Origin of the sequence: Neobacillus soli NBRC 102451 (genome assembly GCF_001591665.1) — a bacterium.
Lineage (GTDB): Bacteria > Bacillota > Bacilli > Bacillales > Cytobacillaceae > Neobacillus > Neobacillus soli.
On record NZ_BCVI01000033.1, the window covers coordinates 94896 to 113185 of the forward strand.

Annotated in this window: 18 protein-coding genes, 1 pseudogene and 1 riboswitch; of the genes and pseudogenes, 18 read left to right on the forward strand and 1 reads right to left on the reverse strand. The window is 39.7% G+C overall.

Annotation, left to right across the window (positions count from 1 at the left end):
- The first annotated feature begins 54 nt into the window (after positions 1 to 54).
- Positions 55 to 4116, forward strand: coding sequence for an OmpL47-type beta-barrel domain-containing protein (locus tag BSO02S_RS12175; protein ID WP_066067177.1), 4062 nt, complete (start codon positions 55 to 57; stop codon positions 4114 to 4116).
- Positions 4117 to 4179: 63 nt separating this feature from the next.
- On the opposite strand, the gene BSO02S_RS12180 is transcribed toward BSO02S_RS12175, so the two are convergent.
- Positions 4180 to 4851 (reverse strand): glucosaminidase domain-containing protein, encoded by a 672-nt coding sequence (locus BSO02S_RS12180; RefSeq protein WP_066067179.1) that lies wholly within the window; start codon positions 4849 to 4851, stop codon positions 4180 to 4182.
- A 136-nt stretch (positions 4852 to 4987) separates the two neighbouring features.
- On the opposite strand from BSO02S_RS12180, the gene BSO02S_RS12185 reads away from it, so the two are divergent.
- From BSO02S_RS12185 to fliN (BSO02S_RS12265), 17 genes and pseudogenes are all read left to right on the forward strand, one after another.
- A complete protein-coding gene (locus BSO02S_RS12185; protein ID WP_066067182.1) occupies positions 4988 to 6118 on the forward strand; it encodes a flagellar hook-length control protein FliK in 1131 nt (376 codons plus the stop codon).
- Positions 6119 to 6133: 15 nt separating this feature from the next.
- Entirely contained in the window at positions 6134 to 6559 is a 426-nt protein-coding gene (locus BSO02S_RS12190) for a flagellar hook capping FlgD N-terminal domain-containing protein (protein WP_066067184.1), read from the forward strand.
- A 20-nt stretch (positions 6560 to 6579) separates the two neighbouring features.
- The gene (locus BSO02S_RS12195; protein ID WP_066067186.1) at positions 6580 to 7407 is read left to right on the forward strand and encodes a flagellar hook-basal body complex protein; all 828 of its coding nucleotides are present in this window, start codon (positions 6580 to 6582) and stop codon (positions 7405 to 7407) included.
- A 123-nt stretch (positions 7408 to 7530) separates the two neighbouring features.
- Complete coding sequence (gene fliM, locus BSO02S_RS12200; protein WP_066067188.1) at positions 7531 to 8451, forward strand: flagellar motor switch protein FliM; 921 nt, start codon at positions 7531 to 7533, stop codon at positions 8449 to 8451.
- 115 nt (positions 8452 to 8566) lie between these two features.
- A pseudogene (gene fliN / locus BSO02S_RS12205) lies at positions 8567 to 8815 on the forward strand (flagellar motor switch protein FliN); the annotation flags it as partial.
- A 126-nt stretch (positions 8816 to 8941) separates the two neighbouring features.
- Positions 8942 to 10498, forward strand: coding sequence for a flagellar filament capping protein FliD (fliD, locus tag BSO02S_RS12210; RefSeq protein ID WP_066067191.1), 1557 nt, complete (start codon positions 8942 to 8944; stop codon positions 10496 to 10498).
- Between the two features lie 4 nt (positions 10499 to 10502).
- Positions 10503 to 10859, forward strand: a complete 357-nt coding sequence (locus tag BSO02S_RS12215; protein WP_066067193.1) for a hypothetical protein — start codon at positions 10503 to 10505, stop codon at positions 10857 to 10859.
- Positions 10860 to 10876: 17 nt separating this feature from the next.
- The gene (gene fliS, locus BSO02S_RS12220) at positions 10877 to 11254 is read left to right on the forward strand and encodes a flagellar export chaperone FliS (protein WP_066067194.1); all 378 of its coding nucleotides are present in this window, start codon (positions 10877 to 10879) and stop codon (positions 11252 to 11254) included.
- A gap of 122 nt (positions 11255 to 11376) precedes the next feature.
- Positions 11377 to 11463, forward strand: a riboswitch (cyclic di-GMP riboswitch).
- Between the two features lie 97 nt (positions 11464 to 11560).
- A complete protein-coding gene (gene flgB, locus BSO02S_RS12225; protein WP_066067195.1) occupies positions 11561 to 11941 on the forward strand; it encodes a flagellar basal body rod protein FlgB in 381 nt (126 codons plus the stop codon).
- Positions 11942 to 11952: 11 nt separating this feature from the next.
- On the forward strand, positions 11953 to 12393 hold the full coding sequence (gene flgC / locus BSO02S_RS12230; RefSeq protein ID WP_066067197.1) for a flagellar basal body rod protein FlgC: 441 nt from the start codon (positions 11953 to 11955) through the stop codon (positions 12391 to 12393).
- A gap of 12 nt (positions 12394 to 12405) precedes the next feature.
- Positions 12406 to 12705 carry a flagellar hook-basal body complex protein FliE gene (gene fliE / locus BSO02S_RS12235; RefSeq protein WP_066067200.1) on the forward strand — a complete coding sequence of 100 codons (300 nt, stop codon included), beginning with the start codon at positions 12406 to 12408 and terminating at the stop codon, positions 12703 to 12705.
- Positions 12706 to 12742: 37 nt separating this feature from the next.
- Positions 12743 to 14359, forward strand: a complete 1617-nt coding sequence (gene fliF / locus BSO02S_RS12240; protein WP_066067203.1) for a flagellar basal-body MS-ring/collar protein FliF — start codon at positions 12743 to 12745, stop codon at positions 14357 to 14359.
- A gap of 1 nt (position 14360) precedes the next feature.
- Positions 14361 to 15362, forward strand: coding sequence for a flagellar motor switch protein FliG (fliG, locus tag BSO02S_RS12245; RefSeq protein ID WP_066067206.1), 1002 nt, complete (start codon positions 14361 to 14363; stop codon positions 15360 to 15362).
- Positions 15352 to 16137 (forward strand): FliH/SctL family protein, encoded by a 786-nt coding sequence (locus BSO02S_RS12250; protein ID WP_066067208.1) that lies wholly within the window; start codon positions 15352 to 15354, stop codon positions 16135 to 16137. The genes fliG and BSO02S_RS12250 overlap by 11 nt, the downstream gene beginning before the upstream one ends.
- Positions 16115 to 17443 (forward strand): flagellar protein export ATPase FliI, encoded by a 1329-nt coding sequence (gene fliI, locus BSO02S_RS12255; RefSeq protein ID WP_066067211.1) that lies wholly within the window; start codon positions 16115 to 16117, stop codon positions 17441 to 17443. Before BSO02S_RS12250 ends, fliI begins: the two co-directional genes overlap by 23 nt.
- Positions 17440 to 17883, forward strand: a complete 444-nt coding sequence (gene fliJ / locus BSO02S_RS12260) for a flagellar export protein FliJ (RefSeq protein WP_066067214.1) — start codon at positions 17440 to 17442, stop codon at positions 17881 to 17883. Before fliI ends, fliJ begins: the two co-directional genes overlap by 4 nt.
- Positions 17884 to 17940: 57 nt before the next feature.
- Positions 17941 to 18282, forward strand: coding sequence for a flagellar motor switch protein FliN (fliN, locus tag BSO02S_RS12265; protein WP_066067217.1), 342 nt, complete (start codon positions 17941 to 17943; stop codon positions 18280 to 18282).
- The last annotated feature ends 8 nt before the right edge of the window (positions 18283 to 18290 follow it).

Consider the following 18290-nt stretch of genomic DNA (forward strand, 5'->3'; position numbering starts at 1 on the left):
AAGAAGGGACTTCTTTTTAAGCTATCTTTTAAAAAATTTATAGGAGGAAAAGGAATGCATAAAATAAAGAAGAAACTTTCTTTCTTCGTTTTAACTGTTCTATTATTACAATTGTTTTCACCGATTGCTTCCGCATTTGCAGCGAGTAATCTAACCTCTCCAACGAATATCCGGTTCTCCCTCGATGGGATTGACAATGTTGTATTGAGATGGGATGCAGTGAGCGGTGCTTCTGCATATCGAGTGTATGAAATTAAAGGTGAAGAAAAGGTGCAATTAAGTCAAACATCGAACTTAAATCGCTATTTTCCAACTGTTTCAGCAGGGACTCACACTTATGCCGTTACAGCGGTTAATAGTGTAGGGGAGTCTCCATTATCAACCTCCATCGATGTTTTGATTAAGTATCCTGAAATGCAGCCGCCTAACAGTTTGACGTCTACTATCTTTAACGGCAATGATGTTTCATTAAAATGGGCCGCGACTGAGTTTGCAAATGGTTATAAATTATACGAAGTGAAAAATGGCCAAAGGGAATTACTGGTCACGACAACGACATTAAGTAAATCATTTATCAATGTTTCAGAGGGACAACATATATACGAATTGACTTCCTATAATGATAAATACGGAGAATCAAAAGCAAGTTCACTTGTTGTAAATGTTGTGTACCCTGTAATGGCAGCGCCAAGCGGTCTATCTTCCAATATTTATGATATAAGTAATACTACTTTGAGCTGGAAAGAAGTAGCTTTTGCAGATTCATATAATGTCTATCAATTGGTAGATGGAGAAAGAAAATTCATTGCCAACACAATTAATTTAAGACAATTTATAGCGAACATCCCAGAAGGTCAAAATGTTTATGAAGTAACTTCCTATAGTTCTAAATTTGGAGAAGCAAAAGAAGGAAGCAAAATCAATGTTACCATTGATTATCCAAAGATGCTTCCACCAGATCAAATCTCTTCTTATCTTTATAACGGAAACGACCTAATGCTCATGTGGGCTTCCGTACAATATGCAAATACGTATAAGGTTTATCAAGTTGATGATGGAAAAAAGGAATTAATTGCTACTACGACAAGTCGTTCATACTATATCAGTAACCTTCCTGAAAAAGATTACACCTACGAAATCGTTTCTGTCAGTGACCGATTTGGTGAATCTGCACCAAAGGCATATAATGTAACGATTGGTTTCCCAGAAATGCAAGCTCCCAGAGCTTTATTAACAATGGATACAGCTAATAGTGCGGTGATTAGCTGGTCGTCTGTAGCTTATGCTAGTGAATACGAAGTGTATAAATTGATAGATGGGGAGCCTGTATTAATTGGTACAACAACCAAAACTGGTTACTCCGTTAAGGATTTAGCCCAAGGTAAACACGAATACACCATCATCGCCAAATCCGACCGTTTTGGAAATTCACCTTTTTCAAATGTAGTCGTGGCAGAGGTAAAACCAGTTTTACCTGCTCCAGAAGCAAACAAACCAGAAGTAAAAGGTGATTCTGTCACGATAACTTGGGAGCCAGTTCCGGAGGCAGACAAGTACAATGTATACAAAGAAGTAGACGGAGAGCGTGTTTTAGTAGGAACAACTACTGATCCAACCATTACGGTGGATACTCCAGAAGAAGAAGGCACGCACGAATATATTATCGTTCCGGTTACAAAAGATGGTACTGAATCGATTGACTATGCAACAGTTGAAGTTGAGATCGACAAACCATCCGATGTTACTGCGCCTGTTACGGTTGCTGATACCAATGAAGAATGGTCAAAAAAGGATGTTTCCGTCACTCTTACCGCAACAGATGATGTAAGTGGTGTTAAGAGCACCTATTATTCGATTGATTATAAAGAATTTGTTGAAGGAACCACCCTAACAATTAGTAAAGAGGGCATTCACACCGTGTCTTTTTACAGCGTAGATAATGCTGGAAACGTTGAGGAAGTTAAAACGGTTGATGTCAAAATCGACAAGGAAGCTCCCGAAACGGTGATCAATACGAGTGCTTATTGGTATAACAAAGATGTTAATGTGGAATTAACGGCAAAAGATAATCTATCAGGTGTGAAAGCCAGCTATTATTCTATTAATGGTTCGGAATTTGTTGAAGGAACAAGCTTTACTTTAGGAAAAGAAGGCGTTCAAACCATTTCTTTCTATAGCATTGACAATGTTGGCAACGTTGAGGAAGCACAAACGGTTGAAGTGAAAATCGACAAACAGGCACCAAAAACTACTGCCAAAATAAATGATAACAGTATGGTGGAGTTAACAGCGGTTGATGACCTTTCCGGAGTTCATTCAACTTACTACACCGTAAACGGTTCTGATTTCAAAGAAGGAACAAGCTTTGCGGTTGACCAGGCAGGAGTCAATACGATTACTTTCTACAGTATCGACAATGCCGGGAATATGGAAGCTAAGCAGACGATTGAGGTAATAGTAGATAAAACCGCCCCAGTCACTGTAAGTAACGTTGAAGATAAATGGTACACAAATGCAGTGAACGTTGAGCTGACTGCAAGCGATGATCTTAGCGGCGTAAAAGCCACCTACTATTCGATTGATGGAGCAGAGTTCAGCGAAGGCACAAGTTTCACAGTAGAACCAGAAGGAGTTCACACTCTAACTTTCTACAGTGTCGACAACGCCGGAAATATCGAAAGTAAACAGATCACTGAAGTAAAAGTAGATAAAACTGCGCCATCTACTGTTAGTAACATCGAAGATAGATGGTACACAAATGCAGTAAACGTTGAGCTGACAGCAAGCGATGATCTAAGCGGCGTAAAAGCAACCTACTATTCAATCGATGGAGCAGAGTTCAGCGAAGGCACAAGCTTTACAATTGAAAAAGAAGGCAGCCACAAGGTCACTTTTTACAGTGTTGACAACGCAGGAAATATCGAAAATAAACAGACCACTGAAGTAAAAGTAGATAAAACGGCGCCAACTACTGTAAGCAATATCGAAGATAAATGGTACACAGCGGCAGTGAAGGTCGAACTGATAGCAAGTGATGACCTAAGCGGCATAAAAGCCACCTACTATTCGATTGATGGAGCAGAGTTTAGCAAAGGAACAAGCTTCACAGTAGAACCAACAGTGGTTCACACAGTTACTTTCTACAGTGTTGACAATGCCGGAAATATCGAAAATAAACGGACCACTGAAATAAAAGCAGATAAAACCGCCCCTTCCACTGTAAGCAATATCGAGACTAAATGGTACATAGCGGCAGTGAAGGGCGAGTTGACGGCAAGCGATGATCTAAGCGGCGTAAAAACGACCTACTATTCAATCGATGGAGCAAAGTTCAGCGAAGGCACAAGCTTTACAATCGAAAAAGAAGGCATACACTCCGTTACTTTCTATAGTGTTGACCATGCCGGAAATGTCGAGAACAAGCACACAGTTGAAGTAAAAATGGATAAAACCGCACCAACCATCAAGGCCGATTTCCCAACGGAATATGCGTTAGGGTCAAGCATAAACCTTAATTATGTAGCAGCCGACAATCTTTCTGGAATTAAAGAAAGCTTTGTTGAAGTCAATGGAGTGAAAAACACAACCGGAAAAGTTACGTTTAACAAACCTGGCATTAACAAGATTAAAATAACCGCCATCGACAATGCCGGACTAAAGACAGTCGTAGAAAAAACAGTTGTAATTTATATCCAAGCTACCATTGAAGTGACGCCAAAAGTAATCAATTGTAACAATGGGGAGTTTACGGTTAGAGCGACTTTACCTAAAGGATATAGCTTCGCTAAAGTTGACCTATCGACTGCCACAATCAACAATGTCCATGCTCTTAACAATAGCAAAGGCCTGGAAAACCAAGCGAAAAATGGCCAATTTAAATTTGAACGAGATGATTTTGTTTGGGATGAGAAAGAAGAGCGCCTAGTATTCCGAGCAATAGTTGATGGTGTTCCTGTCGTTGGAAGCACCACCGTCGAAGTGATAAATAATCAAAAAAATAAGAACAAAGACGATTGCAAAGAGAAAGGCAAAAATCAGCAAAATGCTCCGAAAAAAGACTGTGATCAGGGCTTGCTTTCCTGGTTAGAGCAGCTATTAAAAATGATTATGCATTAAAAAAAGAGGATGTCCTAAAAAGCGCTGCTTTTGGGACATCCTCATCCTGTTTTGGTTTTCTTTTTACAAAAAGGAACCAAAGAAATTGTTAACGCCTTTTACCCAGTGATTATTTAACCCGGTTGGGTCATTATCAGCGCCAACAGGTGCGTATTTGGCACCTATTTTAGCAATCGTATCCAGTCCTTTAGCTAAATAATTTTGGCTTAAATTCCTAGCCATATCAAAAATACTTTCTTCAATAGAATCGTACCGACGCAAACCGTTTTTGCCCATCATGCCGGCGATATTATTCTTTTCATGTGCCGCCCGGGACGTGCCATTTCCTGTTTCGTGCATCGCTATGGAGGCGAGCAGGTTCGGATTAATATTATACTTTCTGCCCGCTTCGATAAACTGTTCACCCAGATTGCTTAATTTGCCTTTAAGAGTCGAATTCAATTTGTCTAAAGAAGACCCTGAAAACTCCAAGCTCCTGTTGGTGTCTAATAAATGGGAATAGTCCTTTATGTTAGCAAGGATTGGAGAGGTGCCAGCTAGAAAACTCCCATTTAAAAGTTGTGTTTGAGGCAGATTGGACGATTCTTTTTCAAGTAAGACAGCTTGTAAAATTGATTGGAAAAAATCTCCCCCGGAAATTTGCGAATTCGCACTATCCAACTTAGGGAAATGAGCCGATATAGTAAGTAGTGCCATATTTTTAAACCAATCTGATGAAACGGGACCTATACTCATAGTTTGATACTCCTGTAGTAAGACATCTTTTCTACTATTTTACTCTTTTTCTAATATTGGGTAAATCCCATCGGAATACTTTATTAAAATTTGTTATAAAAAATCATCCATCCTTTACTTGAAAGGAGCATCATTTGTGATTTCATCGGCCTCCTTGCAACCTACACAACAAAAAATACCTGATAAAGACAGCAGCAGTAAACAAGGTGGACAGTCTGCAACCGCATTTTTGGAGTTGCTGAATGAGTTAATACAAGAGAACAATCAGGATTCACCCCATGATTTACTAGCCATGGTGAATACCTTGTTTCAAACAATTAGTGAGCAGAGCAATCAACCTGAAACATTCGTTAATCAGAAAAATAACGAAGAAGAGACACCTAATAAAGAGCCGCAGACAAGAGATGATATGATTTCGTTTATTAGTTTATTGTTTAAAAACGAGATCGACCGAAACGATCCATCATTTGCTCAATTAGAAAAACAACTACAAAACATCGATCCAAATAAAGCGACACTTGCTCAATTAGAAAAAGTATTTTCTAAAAAGAATCAACAAGAAACCATCACCTTTGAAAAAATCGCAAAGCTGCTAGCAGAAGTGGCTACACCAGGTAAAGAAGGAATACCAACAGTTCAACATGGGCAAAAAGCGGTTGAGGATTCGTTCAAATTTAAGCTAACCGAAAATAGCCCAGTGCCTGATTTTGATTTCCAACGACAATTTGAGGGAAAAGAAGTAATCTTTCAATCATTTCAACCTAACGGCGCAGCCTCAGCAGTGGGAAAAAGTGAACAGGCACAGTTACCGAAGGTTTCGGTTCAGCAGTTTTTCTCCGAAGTCATCGACTTAGTCAAGAATCAAGCGAGCCTTAAAAAGGCATCAGAATTCATTGAAGCGAAGTTCTCGCTAACACCTGAAAAGCTTGGCGACATCGATGTGAAATTGTCGATCCATAAAGGACAAGTATTCGCACATTTTACGGCAGAAACATTGATTGGCAAAGAGACATTAGAATCGCAAATTTCCTTATTGCGGTCGTCGCTTACGCAGCAAGGATTCCAGGTCGATAAAATAGAGGTATCGCTAGCTGGACAAGGATTACAGCATTCCTTCTCACAGCAGGAAGAAAAATCACGGCAGGAGCAATCCCAGCAGCGGTTTTCGAAAAAGAAAATTAGTGCCGAGGATTTTTATCAAAGCCATTCGACGATTGAAGAGTACCATCACAGTCAAACAGAAAACACCATCAATATTCTTGCTTAAAAGGGGGAAATTCCTTTGACATCGATTAATTCCGTGAATAGGACAACGAGCACTGCACCAACGAAGCAACAGAGCCAATTAGACAAAGATCTTTTCCTTCGTATTTTAACAACACAATTACGAAATCAAGATCCAACCCAGCCGATGGAAGATCGTGAGATGATTGCCCAACTGGCACAATTTAGTTCTCTTGAACAAATTTCTAACTTAAATCAAGCGTTTACGCAATTCGTCAATAGCCGGCAGGTGGATATTAGTCAATATTCAGCGATGATGAATAAGGAAGTTTCGTGGACCGATGAAGTGACCGGCCAGAAAGAGGCTGGAGTGGTTAAAGGGATTGTCAAAAAGGATAATCAATTCTTTTATCTAGTAAATGAAGAAGAGATTCCTGTTGGGAATATTATTTCCGCTAATGAACGACCATCGCAAAGCGAATAAAAAACCAGGAGGTAACAAAAATGCTGCGTTCTTTAAATTCAAGTGTATCTGGGATGAAAGCGTTCCAAAATAAATTAGATGTCATTGGTAACAATATTGCGAACGTAAATACCATCGGTTTCAAAAAAAGCAGGATTATGTTTCAGGATGTATTAAGTCAAACGGTGCGCGGAAGTTCGACACCTAATGGGAATGCAGGAGGAACCAATCCCGTTCAGATTGGCTTAGGTGTGAAAACAGCATCTGTTGATACCATTCACACACCCGGCAGCCCGACCACCACTAATTTATCTTCTGATTTATATATTGACGGAAATGGTTATTTCGTCGTTCAAAACGACAGTGGTTCGAAATATCTGACTAGAGCAGGGAACTTTGACCGTGATGCAAAGGGCGACCTCGTGACCCCACAAGGATTTAAAGTCCTCGGTTTTGATGCTACTACGGACCAATTGGGGCCAATCAACATTGATTCTGATTTGTACGTTTCCTACACAATCGATTTTAATGGGGTCGTTAGAGGAGTAGCGGCAGATGGTACGTCTACCGACATTGCTACAATCGGGACATCGGTAGTGTCAAATCCAGCCGGGTTGAAAAAAGTGGGCGGTTCTATGTATGAATTAACTGGAAATGCGGACATTGTAACCAATGTAGATAATCTGATCAGTAAACGTCAAGATAATAAAGCCGGTCAAATTGTCTCCGGTCAGCTTGAGATGTCCAATGTGGATCTCTCAGAAGAGATAACCGAAATGATTATCGCGCAGCGCGGTTTTCAAGCCAATGCCAAAGTCATTACCGTATCAGATTCTATTTTAGAAGAACTGGTGAATTTAAAAAGATAAATAGAAAAGTAGCAGCTTAAAATAAAATTGTTGCTAGACCGTGATCAAATAGAAGTGTTAGTATTTAAAGGGAAAGTAGACCACTTTCCCTTTAGACGATTTTACGGCGGTGAGGAAAACATAATGAAACTATATGAAAATAACAATGACGTGAAAGTATATGATTTTAAAAAAGCGCTTCGTTTGTCAATGGAACAAGTTCGCGTTTTAACAAGAATTCATGATAATTTTGCCTATCAATTGGCTTCCTCCATTTCTACTCAATTAAGGACGATTGTTCAAGTAGAAGTGGTGTCTGTTAATCAAATGATCTACGAAGAGTTCATTCGCCAACTTTCACCATTTACTATTTTAAACATTTTTGAGACCCCGGAAAAAGGCCGAATGATTATGGAATTAAAGTCGCAAATGGCATTTGCTATTATTGACCGCTTATTAGGGGGCCGGGATGAGCCTATTTTCGATAAGGAAAAAACAACGTTAACACAAATAGAAAATAAAATTCTCCATAACCTTTTTGAGGGTTTTGTGGAAAATTTAAAAAGATCATGGAAAGATTTAATGAATGTAAATTTGACTGTGGTTGAAATTGAAACCAATCCGCAATTCTTACAAGTAGCGATACCGAATGAAACCGTCATTGTGATTGCATTTACTATCAAAATCGGTGAGATAACTGAACTTATGCATATTTGCATACCGTATATTATTCTAGAGCCATTCCTGCCTAAATTATCATCCTATCAATTATTTGCAACCCGTAATAAAACCAATAATCCTAAGGAATCAAATTTGTTAAAATCAAAACTACAGGAACTTGAAATCCCGTTAAAAGTAGAGTTAGGGCGTTCAACCGTTTCAATTGAAGAGTTCTTATCGTTGAATGTAGGGGATATCGTCCAGCTTGATCAACTTTTTGAGGAACCATTAAAGGCTATGGTTGGTAAAGATGTGAGATTCTTAGTCAAACCAGGCGTGAAAAAGACACGGCTAGCGGCAGAAATAGAAACTGTTTTCGAAAAAGAGGTTAATAGAGATGAGTAATGATGGGAAAATTTCAAAAGAAGAATTAGAAGCGTTATTAGGAGAAAAGGAAGAGGAAACCACCCCCTTTCTATTTAAAGATTTAGAGGAGAAGCCCCTCAAAGAGGATGGAGAAGATTCCCTCAATTTAAACCTGCTAATGGATATTAATTTAGAGATTGTCGTGGAATTAGGGAGAACAAAGAAGAAAATTAATGAAATATTAGAGCTATCACAGGGTTCGATTATCGAATTGGACCGTGTGTCCGGGGAACCAGTGGATTTATTAATCAACGGAAAAGTGGTCGCCAAAGGCGAGGTCGTCGTCATTGACGAATACTTTGGGATTCGAATTACGGAAATCATTAATAAGACCATCAATTAATGGAAAGGAAGGGCTAATTCGCAAGAAATTAGCCTTTCCTTTCCATTTTTTCTAGCATTCAACGTTTGTTGTTAAAATGCCGTTATCCCTTATTAAATACTTTAATCAGGTTCGGAGGATGGCAGGATGATTACAAACAATCTTCGTTTTTCTGGTTTGGTTTCTGGAATGGATACCGAGACCCTTGTAAAAAAATTAATGGATGCGGAAAAAGCGCAATTAAATAAAGTTTTGCAAAATAAGACAAAGACTGAATGGAAAGTAGATGCTTATCGAGAGGTAAATACGAAATTCTTAGACTTACGTTCGGCGACTGAAAATCTAAGGCTAGAAGCTACTTTTAACAAAAGTAAACTTACTTCATCAGACCTCAGTAAGGTAGAGGTCTCATTAACGGGAGCAGCAAGCAGAAGCGAGTATATCATTTCTTCTGCGAAGCCTTATCAGCCGGGCATACCTTCCTCCATAAAATTTTCATCCGCTGGTGTGACAAGTGAGACAAGTGAATTTGGGGCAGGGAATGGGTTTCAGTTTACCCTGAACGGGGAAATCATTGACCTCGGTGATCACGATACGATTCGAGGCGCGATGACAAAAATCAATGCCTTAGCCGATAAAACCGGAGTTACTGCCAGCTATTCAAGCGGCGATCAGGCAATTGTTTTTACCGCGAAAGACGCGACGAAGGATATAACTATTTCTAATGTATCGAACGGTAATAATGTATTAAAGATAGCAGCGGGTACTGTCAGCGAGACACAAAATGATTTCCCGGCAGGTAACCCGAGTGGTGCTGCCGGAAACTCAGGCGTGAAAGCTGTCGATGGCGAGGTAACGATTAATGGAACGAAACTGACGCTAAAAAGTAATCAGCTAAGCTACGACGGGATTACCTTTACCATTAAAACAGAAATACCAACGGGCAGCCATGTAACGATTACGAAAAAGGCGGATGTCGATTCCATCTTCGACAGCATTAAAAACTTTGTGGATAAATATAACGACACGATTAAAAGCTTGAATGATAAGTTAGGTGAGAAGCGCAATAAAAACTTTTCTCCGCTTTTAGATGACCAGAAAAAGGATATGAAAGAGAAAGAAATAGAGTTGTGGGAAGAAAAAGCGAAGAGTGGTTTATTGCAAAGTGATCGGATGATTTCTTCGGCTTTGGATAAATTGAGACGTACGTTATACTCCAGTGTTGGTGATTCGAATCCCCAAAAAATGAATAGCTCCTTTGATTCACTAGCTGAAATTGGTATAACGACAAGTTCTAATTACAAGGACAATGGTAAGCTGGTAATCGATGAAAGTAAATTAAGAGCAGCGCTAGAAAATAATATTCAAGATGTCACCTTGTTATTTACTAAAAAATATGACACCACTAAGCCGGGAGACAATACCGCTAATAATAAAGACGAATTTAACAACAGCGGGATTGGTTGGAGGCTGTACGATCAACTCAATGAAACGATGAAGGAAATTACTAAAACTGCGGGTACTTCCAATGACGCGTATCTATCGAAATCCCTGCAGCAGCTGGATACCCAAATCGATTCTTGGGAGAAACGATTACAAATAAAAGAAAATTATTATTGGAAACAGTTCACGGCAATGGAGCAGGCAATTCAAAAGGCCAATACCCAAAGCGGTTGGTTAACGCAGCAATTGGGCGGAGGTTGAAACCTTGTACGAAGAAAAAGAAGCTTTACTTAAAAAGTATCATCAGCTTACTAAGCAATTAGTAAACGACAGGGACGAATTGGCGGCAGAAGATATTCAAGCCATTTTGGATGAACGGCAGGCCTGTATCGGAGAAGTAAACCAATTGGATCGAAATGCGGGTCAGATTATTCTAAACCCAGCAATCAATGAGCAGCTGTTGCAGATGATTCCATTAGAGACATCCCTTCAAGAAAAGCTAAAGGAAGCACGGCAAAAGGTGATTGCGAATATTCACGCTCTCAAAAAGGAAAAAAGTATCAAAAATTATGGTGAATCATCGCCCGTTTCTCATGGTTTATTTTATGACAAAAGAAAATAGCAGAAAGGTGGAAATTCATGTCTCTTACACATCCTTACCAAGCCTATGAGAATAATCAAGTGTTATTTGCCAAGGGGGAAGAACTTACACTGCTTTTATATAAAGGTGCGGTGAAATTTATTGAACAGGCAAAACTTGCGATGGAAAAAAAAGATTGGTCAAGGGCCAATAATCGAATCATTAAAACGCAGAATATCATTAGTGAATTAATGGTAACGCTAAACATGGATATGGAAATATCAAATTCACTTATTCTTCTCTATGACTATATGAAGCAAAGGTTGATAGAAGCCAATATAAAAAAAGAGATGAAAATACTAAATGAAGTTCAGGAAATGCTGGTAGAATTACTAGGAGCTTGGACGGAAGCGATGAAGGTTATTAGACCTACTTAACTTGTTATTTTTTTGTTAAGTAGGTCTTTTTTCGTTTTTTCCCCATTGTAATATTTTTCATGTCATTGTAATATTAAAGTATTGAAAATTTCGACCACATTCACCAGAAAACGACATTCACAATCCGATAAAGGCAAACCTGGAGAAATCCAGGGACGCAAAGCTATAGGGGCTAAAATCAATCATGATTACGCCAGCCAGTTGCCGAAGAGTTATAGTTTATTTACTATTGCTATTCTTCGGAATAGTATTTTTTTGTCGTTAAAAAAATTGGTAAAAAATAACATAAGTGAGAGGAGGTTATTTATGCTGCAAAACATTACCGTCCTGCAACAGGCTTTAGATGCTTCTGTTTTAAGACATAATGCCATTTCAAACAATATAGCAAATGTTAATACGCCAAATTACAAGCCTCAAAAAGTAGTTTTTGAGGAAATTCTAAAGGGAGAACTAGCAAACTCGTCTTTCAAGGGTAAACGGTCCGACTCCAAACATATTCCCATCGGAAATTCAATCGCCAAGCCCTTTATTACCGAGCAACCTATGGTGATGCAAAATAATGGGAATGGCGTAGATGTCGATAGCGAAATGACCAATTTAACAAAAAACTCCATTTGGTATCAAACACTAAGCTATCAGCTAAGTGAAGAATTTAATTTATTAAAAACAGCTATTAAGTCAAGGTAGGGGATTCTAATATGTCAATGTTTGCGCCATTAAACATTAGTTCTTCGGCATTAACAGCAGGACGTCTGAAAATGGATATCATTTCTTCAAATATCGCCAATGCCACAACCACGAGAGGGAAATTGGTTAATGGGGAATGGATACCCTATCGAAGAAAAATGGTGGAGGTAGAGCCAAAGGGGACGGCACCGTTCAGTCAATTTTTAAAAGATGAACTCGGGGCCAATGGAGTAAAAGTAACCGGGATTGTAGAAGACAAGACACCTTTTCAACCTATATATGATCCAACAAATCCCGACGCAAACAAGGATGGATACGTGATGATGCCTAACGTGGATATCACGAAAGAAATGGTGGACCTTATGAGTGCCTCAAGGGCCTATGAAGCAAATATTACCGCCTTTAATGTGGGAAAAAGTATCTCTTTAAAAGCTTTAGATATTGGTAAATAAGGAGTTTATCTAATGAAAATTGATCAATTGTCAGCAAACTCATCACCGTTTTTTGAAATAAATCGAAATGTACATCCGGTGTCCTCACCAAAGACTTCCTTTTCCTCGGCGTTGGGCGAGGCATTGCAAAACGCAAACGAAACGATTGTGAATTCAGAGAAGATGTCAGAAAGAATCGCAACCGGTGAAATAAAGAATATTCATGATGTCACGATTGCAGCCCAAAAGGCCCAAATTGCTCTTCAGTTAACAACGACAGTCAGGGATAAAGTGGTTGAAGCCTATCAGGAAATTATGAGAATGCAAGTCTAATGGGCAGCTTATTTTTGACTAGAACGGCGGGGAATTTATGAAACAAAAATTCGTTGACTTGAAGGAAAAATTATCGCAGTCTTGGAAAAATGGCAGCAAAAAGAGCAAAACGTTATATATAGGTACATTCATAGCAGTGGCAGCCATTTTAAGCATATTTATTTTCTTCTTTTTGAAACCAAATTATGTTCCACTCTATACAAATAGCTTAAGTCAAAAGGAAATCGGTGAAATTAAGGGAGTTTTAGAAAAACAAGGATTCACCACCTATAAAATTTCCAATAATGGGACGCAAATCCTTGTTCCAAAAGAATCGGCTCCCGACTTGATTGTTAATTTGGCGTCTGAAGGCCTTCCTAAAAATGGTCCGATTAGTTTTACAGACCAGACAAAGGATCTGAAGTTCGGCATAACGGAACAGGAATTAGACGTCATCGAGAGGGAAACGATTCAGAAGCAATTAGCTAATTTAATGACAAAGATAAGTGGTGTGAAAAGCGCCGAGGTTATGATTACCGTGCCAAAGGATAGTGTCTTTATTCGGCCGGAGAATGAAGGGAAAGCAAGTGCCTCCATCATTATTGACCTAGAACCGGGCACTGAACTAGAACAAGGCCAAATTAAAGCACTCTATTTCTTAGCCTCTAAGAGTATCCCTAATCTGCCAAAGGAAAATATCGTGATTACCGATCAATACGGTCAGCTATTAACATTAGCTAATTCTGATGATGCAAGCTTTGATGGAACAGATAGCTATGAAAACCAAAGAAAAGTGAAACAAAAGGTTGAGGCAGACATTCAGCAAAGCATTCAACAGATGTTAGGCACGATGCTAGGTAGAGACAAAGTATACGTTCAGACATTCGCCAAGTTGAATTTTGATAAGGTAAAAACAGAGCAAAGCCTTGTGGAGCCGTCGAACAAGGATACAAATGAAGGAATTAAGGTAAGTGTTGAAGAGATTTCCAAAATATATAAAGGCAAGGGAACACCTCCTACCGGCGGGGTGGATGGGACAGGTGAGGGTGATGTTCCGGCCTATGCCTCAAACGGCGATGGTGGAACTAGTGAATACACGGATACTCAAAATAGAATCAATTACGAAGTCAATCGGATTACAAAAGAAATTATCCAAAGTCCCTATACGTTAGAAGACTTAACCATTAATGTCGGTGTCGAGCCTCCTAACCCGAGAATTCCCAATTCGTTAACACCTGACACGGTAGCAAACATCAGAAATATCCTCTCCAATGTGGTTCGGACCGCCATTGGCAGCAATAATACGATGACAAATGCAGATATTAACAACCGGATTACGGTATTCCCGAGAGAATTTTCCGGAAAAACAGAAATGGCTGTTCCACAAGCCAAAGATACAGAGAAAAAGTCTTATTTGAATTATATCTTACTTGGACTCGCGGCATTAGCTTTACTAGTTGGCGGAATCCTGGTCGGCAGATTACTCAAGCGTAAAAAGGATGAGGATCTCGATCCATTTTCAGAATACTTGGAAGCAAAAAAGATTGATGAATTTGATGAATCCTTAATGAAAAAGGAAACCGTGCAAGATGAAATTAACGAATTAGCAGGTAAAAATACGGAGGAATTCGTTGATCTCTTACGCTACTGGTTAAAAGAAGAAAAGGAGGGATAACATGCGCAAGCTAACGGGAATTCAAAAAGTGGCCATTCTTTTGGTTTCTTTAGGAATAAAGGGTTCCTCCACGATTTACAAACACTTGAAAGAAGAAGAAGTGGAATTATTAACGAAAGAAATTGCTACTCTTCAATGGATTGATTCAAAAGTGAAGGAAGACGTTTTAAATGAATTTTACCAAATGGCTTCTAAACGAAATGTTGTTTCAAAAGGTGGAGAACATTTTGCTAAGGATGTCCTTGCCCTTTCGTTTGGAGAAGAGAAAGCAAATGAAATGCTCCATCGTTCTTCCGAAAAGAATCTAAAGAAGCCATTCTACTTTGCTCATAGGGCTGAACCGGTCCAGATCTTGAACCTTTTGCAATATGAGAATTCTCAAACGATTGCCCTTGTTTTATCGTATTTAGATTCGAAAAAGGCATCGGCCATCCTTTCTTCATTTTCAGCCGAAAAACAAACCGACATTGCCACGAAAATTGCCTTAATGGACACCGTATCTCCGGAAGTGGTGCGGCAAGTCGAGGAAGTTCTTCAAGAAAAGCTCGCGACTACTACATCGCAAGATTATACGGTAAACAATGGGATTGATAATATAGTCAATATTTTAACCAGCGTTGACCGCGGCACAGAAAAACATATCTTAGAAGCCTTATCACAGCAAAGTCCAAGCCTGGCAGATGAAATCAAAGGAAAGATGTTTATCTTTGAAGATATTGCTCTCTTAGATAATTATTCGATTCAAAGAATTCTTCGCGATGTCGATAGTGAAGACTTATATTTAGCCTTGAAAATTGCCAGTGAAGATTTAAAAGAAACGATCTTTAGAAACATCTCGAAAAGACGTGTGGAATTACTTGAAGAACAAGGGAAATATGATAAACCTGTTCGGATGAAGGAAGCGGAGGAAGCACAAGGCCGCATCGTAAGAATTGTTCGAAAGTTGGAAGAAGAGGGTTCCATCATTATCGAAAGAAGAGGTGGAGAGGCAGTTGTCGTCTAAGATTTTCAAAAATACTTCCATCCATCCTGTCATCGAAGCTAAATTGCTGTTAACAAGAAAGAAGCTGAATAATGATTCCGGCCTTTCGCTTGAATCGGATCAATGCGCTGAGGAGTGCATCAAACACGCGGAACAACAAGCAGCCACGCTGTTGGAAAAGGCCCACGAGCAGATTTTACGAGAAAAAGAAACGGCAGAATCCGAGCTTCTGCAGTGGAAACGACTCCAACGAGAGAAAATAATGGCCGAACTCGAAGAAATCAAAAAGCAGGGGTGGAGCGAAGGGTACGATGCAGGGATTAGCCAGGCAGAGAACGACTATTCCTCCCAAATCCAGTTAGCTGCAGAGGTCTTGGAAAAGGCCTATAAAGAGAAGAAGGACATTATCAAAGAATCAGAACCGTTTGTGATTGAGCTTTCCATCCAAATGGCCTCCAAGATTATTCAACAGGAATTAGCAGCAAATCCAGATGTACTCATTGAGATGATTAAACGAAACCTGGTCGATTCCAATGAGCGCTCGATGATTTCGATTTGTGTTAGTCCAGAGGATTTTACCTTCGTCCAAAATCAGCGCAATCTTTTACTTGAATCCTTGGAGGGGCAAATTGAAGTGAAAATTTTACCGGAGCACTCCATCGAAAAAGGCGGCTGTGTCATCCGCACCTCTTATGGAAGTATTGATGCCCGGATTGATGTTCAATTGAGGGAAATAAAACAAGCATTGCTTAAAACGTTACGGGATGATTCGTATGAAGAAAATGCTCGAGATTGATAAATATTTGCACGTGCTGCAGACAATTAATCCGATTAAGTTTAATGGAAAGGTGACCCAGGTGATTGGCCTTACGATTGAATCACAAGGCCCCGATGTCAAAATGGGCGATGTTTGTCATATCTATCCCTCAATGGGTGAACCTCCATTAGAAGCTGAGGTTGTCGGCTTTAAAGGGAATCGAGTCCTATTAATGCCCTTAGGAGAGATTGTTTCGATTGGACCAGGCTGCGAAGTGGTATCCACCGGCAAACCATTAACTGTCAAGGTGGGAATGGAATTATTAGGGAGCGTGTTAGATGGTTTGGGCAAACCGATGGATGAAAGTCCATTGTCTTCCGGATTAATTGAAGTGGTCACAAATAACAATCCGCCTAACCCCTTGAAACGCCCGCGAATCCACGAGCCATTGAATGTGGGTGTTCGTTCAATTGACGGGCTGCTTACAATTGGAAAAGGGCAAAGGGTCGGCATCTTTGCCGGAAGCGGCGTTGGAAAAAGCACCTTATTAGGGATGATTGCAAGAAATACGAGTGCAGATGTAAATGTCATTGGGCTGATTGGAGAACGGGGAAGAGAGGTTCTTGATTTTATCGAAAGAGACTTAGGGAAAGAAGGCTTGGAAAAATCAGTAGTGATTGTGGCTACTAGCGACCAGCCGGCTTTAGTCAGGATCAAAGGGGCAATCATCGCTACGACGATTGCTGAATTTTTCCGCGATCAAGGCTTAAGTGTGAATCTGATGATTGATTCTGTTACCCGGTACGCGATGGCACAAAGAGAAATTGGCTTGGCCATCGGGGAGCCGCCAACGACAAAAGGGTATACTCCATCGGTTTTCGCCATGCTGCCAAAGCTCTTAGAAAGGGCTGGAACGGGACCAAAGGGTGAAATTACAGCCTTTTATACGGTCTTAGTCGACGGTGACGATATGAATGAACCGATTGCAGACACTGCCAGAGGAATCTTGGACGGGCACATTGTGTTAGATCGGAAATTAGCACAGCAAGGACATTATCCGTCGATTAACATTTTAAACAGCGTCAGCCGTGTCATGAAAGATATCGCTACGGCTCCGCATCTTCAGGCGGCAGAGAAAATTAAGCAATACATGGCGATTTATAAAGAGGCAGAGGATTTAATTAAAATCGGAGCCTATAAGCAAGGGACGAATCCGGAAATTGATTTATCGATTAAGTATAAAGCGTGGATTGACAACTTCTTAAAACAAGGAGTGAATGAAGCATCCCATTTAGATGATTCCATTCAAACAATGATTCAACAATTCGGGGGGATGGTTACATGAGTTTCCAATTTCAGTTTGAAAGGATTCTGACCATGAAGGAGAAAGAGACTGAATCCGCATTAAATGAAATGAATATGTTTAAGAGAATGAAAGAAACAGCTGAAAATCAATTACTTGAGCTGGTCGAGAAAAAAGACAGCTACATGAATGACTATCAAAACATGATGCGAAATTCTATCAGGGTAACGGAAATACAGGAAAGAGAACAATATCTCCTTTTTCTTAACAAGCAAATTGAAAAGGGTAGGAAAAAGGTCTTGGAAATTACAAAGGAATTTAACGTAAAAAATAGGATGTTAGTAGCTAAAAACCAGGAAGAAAAGGTTTGGAGTACTTGGCGGGAACGGTCGTTAGAAGAGTATACGGAGAAACTAAACAAAGAAGAACAAAATTCGTTGGATGAGATGGCGGTTATCCGCTATTTTCGCAATAAAAACTAGCCGCATCAAGTCAGTAAAACCAGCAAGCTTACTAAAAGGGAAAGAGTGCAAATAAAAATGAATGAGAAGCAAACAAAACGGATACAAACTGTCCAATTTGCCCAGTTATCAGAGGGAATAAAAACATCTGGTGCTGGTAAAGAATTAAACTCAATTGATGATGTAAATCTTCAGTTAATTGTCGAGCTAGGCAAAACGAATATGCGGGTGAGGGACATTCTGAAAATTAAACCTGGCGTAATCATTTCTGTCGATAAGTTAGCAGGGGAGCATGTGGATGTTGTCATCAACGGGTCATCTGTAGCCGAAGCGGAAGTTGTTGTCGTCGATGAGAAATTTGCGATTCGCATCACCGACATCGTCTCAAAACAGGAGCGGGAAGAAAGAATGATCGATTAGAGGTGAGG